The 5,087-nt window shown below is 67.6% G+C and carries 7 protein-coding genes and 1 pseudogene; 4 read left to right on the top strand and 4 right to left on the bottom strand.

Annotated features, from left to right (window positions below):
• From mftD to mftA, 4 genes are all read right to left on the bottom strand, one after another.
• On the bottom strand, positions 1 to 889 hold an 889-nt coding region (gene mftD, locus I0Q12_RS29460; protein WP_231611689.1), incomplete at its 3' end, for a pre-mycofactocin synthase MftD.
• A 21-nt stretch (positions 890 to 910) separates the two neighbouring features.
• Complete coding sequence (mftC, locus tag I0Q12_RS29455; RefSeq protein WP_197257289.1) at positions 911 to 2,155, bottom strand: mycofactocin radical SAM maturase; 1,245 nt, start codon at positions 2,153 to 2,155, stop codon at positions 911 to 913.
• 25 nt (positions 2,156 to 2,180) lie between these two features.
• Positions 2,181 to 2,480: a mycofactocin biosynthesis chaperone MftB gene (gene mftB, locus I0Q12_RS29450; RefSeq protein ID WP_197257285.1), complete on the bottom strand. Its 300-nt coding sequence runs from the start codon at positions 2,478 to 2,480 to the stop codon at positions 2,181 to 2,183.
• 1 nt (position 2,481) lies between these two features.
• Positions 2,482 to 2,577, bottom strand: coding sequence for a mycofactocin precursor MftA (gene mftA / locus I0Q12_RS29445; RefSeq protein WP_068159438.1), 96 nt, complete (start codon positions 2,575 to 2,577; stop codon positions 2,482 to 2,484).
• Positions 2,578 to 2,699: 122 nt separating this feature from the next.
• On the opposite strand from mftA, the gene mftR reads away from it, so the two are divergent.
• From mftR to I0Q12_RS34290, 4 genes and pseudogenes are all read left to right on the top strand, one after another.
• On the top strand, positions 2,700 to 3,329 hold the full coding sequence (mftR, locus tag I0Q12_RS29440) for a mycofactocin system transcriptional regulator (RefSeq protein WP_197257283.1): 630 nt from the start codon (positions 2,700 to 2,702) through the stop codon (positions 3,327 to 3,329).
• Positions 3,326 to 4,135, top strand: a complete 810-nt coding sequence (mftM, locus tag I0Q12_RS29435; protein ID WP_197257281.1) for a mycofactocin oligosaccharide methyltransferase MftM — start codon at positions 3,326 to 3,328, stop codon at positions 4,133 to 4,135. Before mftR ends, mftM begins: the two co-directional genes overlap by 4 nt.
• 16 nt (positions 4,136 to 4,151) lie before the next feature.
• Positions 4,152 to 4,769: a GyrI-like domain-containing protein gene (locus I0Q12_RS29430; protein WP_197257279.1), complete on the top strand. Its 618-nt coding sequence runs from the start codon at positions 4,152 to 4,154 to the stop codon at positions 4,767 to 4,769.
• A gap of 78 nt (positions 4,770 to 4,847) precedes the next feature.
• A pseudogene (locus I0Q12_RS34290) lies at positions 4,848 to 5,087 on the top strand (haloacid dehalogenase); the annotation flags it as partial.

Raw genomic sequence — 5,087 nt, 5'->3', positions numbered from 1 at the left:
CGTCGAGGTTGTTGCCGCCGTGGTTGGACACCGAGATCGCGGTGACACCGGCGTCGACGGCGCGCTTGGCGTCGTCGACCCGCATGACGCCCTTGAGCATGAACGGGGCATCCCCCCACTGCTCGCGCAGCCAGGCCACGTCCTCCCAGGTGGGCAGCGGGGTGGTCATCCACTCGCCGTAGGCACCGAAGAACGTCGGCGCCGCACCGCCGGGCGGGGTCAGGTTCGGGGTGGTCAGGTCCGGCACGCCACCGGTCTTGGCCCACTCGAGCAGCCACTTCGGGCGGAAGATGCCCTCGGGCGCGAACTTGACCATCGCCTCGAGGTTCATCCGCTCCGGGATCGCCGGGCTGCCCCAGTCGCGGCCGTTGGAGAACGACCAGTCCAGGGTCATGATCAGGCCCTTGGCTCCGGCTGCGCGGGCCCGCTCCATACGCTGGACCAGCACGTCCCGGCTGCCGACCCAGTACATCTGGAAGAACGTCTTGTCGTTGACCGCGGCGACATCCTCGATGGACTTCGAGGCGAACGAGCTCAAGCCCATCGCGACCCCACGGGCGGCGGCCGCCCGCGCGACCGCGACCTCCCCGTCCGGATGCACGGCCTGCACACCGGTCGGCGAGATCAACACCGGCATCGCCACGTCCTGCCCGAGGACGTGGGTACCCATTTCCCGCTTGTCCGACAGTCCGGCGACGTGCGGCGCGAAACCGAGTTCCCGGAACGCGGCGATGTTGTCGTCGACCGTCAGGCCCGCTTCGGAGCCGGCGACGAGCGCGCCGTAGACGGATTTCGGCAGCCGCTTGCGGGCACGTTCCTGCGCGACGGCGACGGTTTCGAACCAGGGGTCGGTCGCCCACGGGTTCTTCAACCAGGATGGCTTGGCCATGGTCTGTGGTCTCCTCGGGAATTACAGTCCTGCGAGCGGGTTTTCGTCGCAGAACTTGGCGGGGGGCTTGGTCAGCAGGGTCAGCGGAACCGGCGCGGCCGGGGTGCGGCGCTCGGCGCGCTTGCCGGTGCGCGAGTGGTCGACGCTGGACTGCGGCACGGTGCGCTCGCCGGCGAGCGCGGACTGGCCGTAGCCCTGGACGCATTCGGGGTCCGGGCCGTCCATCGGCAGGCCGGTGAAGAACTTCGCGGCCATGCAGCCGCCGCGGCACGCGTCGAAGAAGTTGCACGAGGAGCACGCGCCGGCGGACTGCGGCTCGCGCAGCTGCCGGAACAGCTCGGAGTTCTTCCACACCGACGCGAATCCGCCGTCCGTGAGGATGTTGCCGGCGTGGAAGTTGTCGTGGATCGCGAACGGGCACGCGTAGACGTCGCCGACCGGGTCGATCAGGCACACCACCCGACCCGCGCCGCACAGGTTCAGCCCCGGCAGCGCACCGGCACCGCTCTGGCCGCCGAACGCGGACAGGTGGAAGAACGAGTCGCCGGTGAGCACACCCTCGCCGTGCGCGACGAGCCAGTCGTAGAGCTGCCGCTGCTGCTCGTGCGTCGGGTGCAGCTCGTCCCACACGTCCACCGCGCGTCCGGACGGACGCAACCGGGTGATGCGCAGGGTGGCACCGTACTTGTCGGCCAGAGCCTTGAACTCGTCGAGCTGGTCGACGTTCTCGCGGGTGACGACGACGGAGATCTTGGCGTCGCGGAAGCCGGCCTCGGACAGGTTCTCCAGCGCGCGCACGGCCATCGCGAACGATCCGGGGCCGCGGACGGCGTCGTTGACCTCGGCGGTCGCGCCGTCGAGGGAGATCTGCACGTCGACGTAGTCGGAGGCGGCCAGGCGCGCGGCGACCTTCTTGTCGATGCGCACCCCGTTGGTGGAGAACTTCACGCCCACCTGGTGCTCGGTGGCGTAGTCGACCAGTTCCCAGAAGTCCGAGCGCACGGTGGGTTCGCCACCACCGATGTTGACGTAGAAGACCTGCATGCGCTGCAGTTCGTCGATGATCGCCTTGCACTGCTCGGTCGACAGCTCGCGCGGGTCGCGTTTACCGGACGAGGACAGGCAGTGCACGCACGACAGGTTGCACGCGTAGGTCAGTTCCCAGGTCAGGCAGATCGGGGCATCGAGGCCCTTCTCGAACTGGTCGACGAGACGACCCACTTTCGGGGGTGCAGAAGTGACGGGTGGTTCGAGCAGAGACGTCATGGCGGGTCCTTGCTGGTTCGGGGCGTCAGGCGGGGACGATCATGTGGGAGTCGGCCAGCGTGCGCAGGGCATGCAGGTAGGGCCGCTCGGCGTTCTCGTCGATTCCGTGGGCGCGCAACGCATCCCGCACCGAATCGTGCTCGCCCAGACAGCGGACGACCTCGACGATCACGGTGTTCTTCAGAAACGACAGCTTGCGGGTGCCGAAGTGGTAGAGCAACGCCCCGAACGGCTCGGGGCGAAGCGCTACCTGCGGGTGGAGCCGCCACGTGGCGCCCGGATCGAACTGTGCAGTTGCCACGGCGGTGGCTCCGGGTGCGGTCATGTCAGTACACGCCGCACATGCCGTCGATGGAGACCTCTTCCACGAGGGACTCCTCGATGAGCTCGGACTCGATCACCGCGTTGTCACGATCGGACATGTTTCCTCCTCGGATTTCTGCTCCAGGTGTGGAGTCGACGCCACAACCGGTCTTGCGTTGTGACTCGGTTCACCACTGTAATGGCATCGAGTGCAGAATGTCATCTATGGATCGAGGGAATCATGCGTAGCCGTCGGAAACCGTCCGCTCGGACAGGTCGGCGCCCCTCCACCACGAGGGAGGGACTCAGCGCCGTCGGCATCGAACTGTTCCGCGAACGCGGCTTCGACGAGACCAGCGTCGACGAGATCGCCGAAGCCGCCGGGATCGCACGCCGCACGTTCTTCCGCTACTTCCCGTCCAAGAACGCGGTGCCGTGGGGCGACTTCGACGAGCACCTCGCACACATGCGCGCCCACCTGTCCGCACTTCCCGAGGACATGCCCCTCGCCGAGGCCCTGGCGTCGGCGCTGCTGGACTTCAACACCTTCCCCGAGTCCGAGGCGCAGCGACACCGCGCCCGCATGGAACTGATCCTGCGCAACCCGACCCTGCAGGCGTATTCGTCGGTGATGTACCAGGGCTGGCGGCGGGTCATCGCCGAGTTCGTGGCCGCCCGGACCGGCGCCTCGGCCGACGACCACTTCCCGCGTACCGTCGCCTATCTCATGCTCGCCGTGGCGGTCTCGGCATACGAACAATGGCTCGCCGACGACTCCGCCGAACTACCCGACCTGCTGGCCTCGGGGATGCGCACCCTCTACAGTGGGCTGAACTCCCCGGCCGTCCCACCGAACGAGGCCCAGTCATGAGCGTGCTCGATTCCCTCGCCCCCTGCACACCCGGACGCTGGACGCACGATCATGTCACGGTCGAACGCGTCGAGTCCGGCCCGTTGACGTTGCGCCGCAACGACGGCCGCCTGCACGTGACGCATTCGCTCGGACCGGCCGATCTCAGCGAACGGCTCGTCGCCGGCGTCACCGCATCGATCGAGGACGCCGACTTCGGACAGGACGAGTTCGAGTTGACGATGGTCGGGCTGGTGCGTTCGACGATCCCCGATCCCCTCGACGCGTGGGTCACCTACTACCACAACTCCCTGGGTGAACTTCTCGACGGCACAGCGGATTTCGCGCCCATCCACGACAAGGCGGCGGAGTTGGTCCGCGGTCGCGTGCTGGACCTCGGGTCGTGCTTCGGTTTCCTGCCGTTGCGCCTGGCCGGCGCGGGAGCTCAGGTGACCGCCACCGACATCCTTCCGGGCACCATGTCCCTGCTCGACGCCGTCGCCCCGCGCCTCGGCCTGCCCGTCGACACCCTGGTGTGCGACGCCGCGAACGTGCCGGTCCCGGACGACAGCGCCGACACGGTCACGGCGATCCACCTGCTCGAACACGTCGACGACACGATCGGTGCCGCGGTCGTCGCCGAAGCGCTGCGGATCGCCCGGGAGCGGGTGGTGATCGCGGTGCCGTTCGAGGACGAGGCCACCGCCTGCCACGGCCACGTGCGCACCTTCGACCTCGATGCGCTGACGCGGCTCGGTGAATCCACCGGCCGGGACTTCGAGGTGTTCGAACATCACGGCGGGTGGCTGGTGCTCGACGCATCCTGACGCACCGAGGACGGGAATGGCCGAGAAAGTCGATTTCAAGAGGACCCTCGACACCTACCGCGCCGTCCGCGGACAGTTCCGGGTCCTCGACGTGCCGGACACGCAGTACCTCATGATCGACGGGCACGGCGATCCGAATTCGTCGCCGGCATTCGCCGAAGCCGTCGAAGCACTGTATCCGGTCGCGTACAAGGTGAAGTTCGCGAGCAAGCGGGACCTCGGCCGCGACTATGTCGTCCCGCCGGTCGAGGGTTTGTGGTGGGCCGAGGACATAGACTCGTTCACGTCGGCACGGGACAAGTCACGGTGGAACTGGACCCTGATGGTCATGGTGCCGGACTGGATCGGGCGGGAGGAGTTCACGGCTGCCGTCGATCAGGCCGGTGCGAAGAACCGGCCGGCACGTCTCGACAACGTGCGGCTCGAGACCCTGTCCGAAGGGAAGTGCGTGCAGACACTGCACGTCGGGTCGTTCGACGACGAGGCCGACGTGCTCTACCGCCTGCATCACGACTTCGTCCCCGGCAACGGATTTCGCATGACGGGCAAGCATCACGAGATCTATCTCAGCGACTTCCGGAAGGTCGCGCCGCAGAAGCAGCGCACGATCCTCCGGCAGCCGGTCGCGCGCTGAGACTCCGTTCCGAGTGGAATTGTGTCCGCCACGCGAACACAATTCACACCACACGACGCTCCGCCGAGAAGGAGAACCATGCTGGATCTTTCGGAGTTCGACGCACTGAGTTTCGACTGCTACGGCACGCTCATCGACTGGGAGACCGGCCTCACCGCCGTCCTGGCCCCGTGGGCGCGCGAAGCCGGACTCGACGTGTCCGGCGAGGACCTGCTCCTGGCGTACGGGGACGGCGAGGCCACCGCCGAACAGGACATGCCCGGCGCGCTGTACCCGCAGATCCTGGCCGAAGCGTTCCGTCGTACCGGTGCGGCGCTC

Origin of the sequence: Rhodococcus sp. CX (genome assembly GCF_015865005.1) — a bacterium.
Taxonomy (GTDB): Bacteria; Actinomycetota; Actinomycetes; order Mycobacteriales; family Mycobacteriaceae; genus Rhodococcus.
This window is presented reverse-complemented; position numbering and strand designations above follow the sequence as displayed.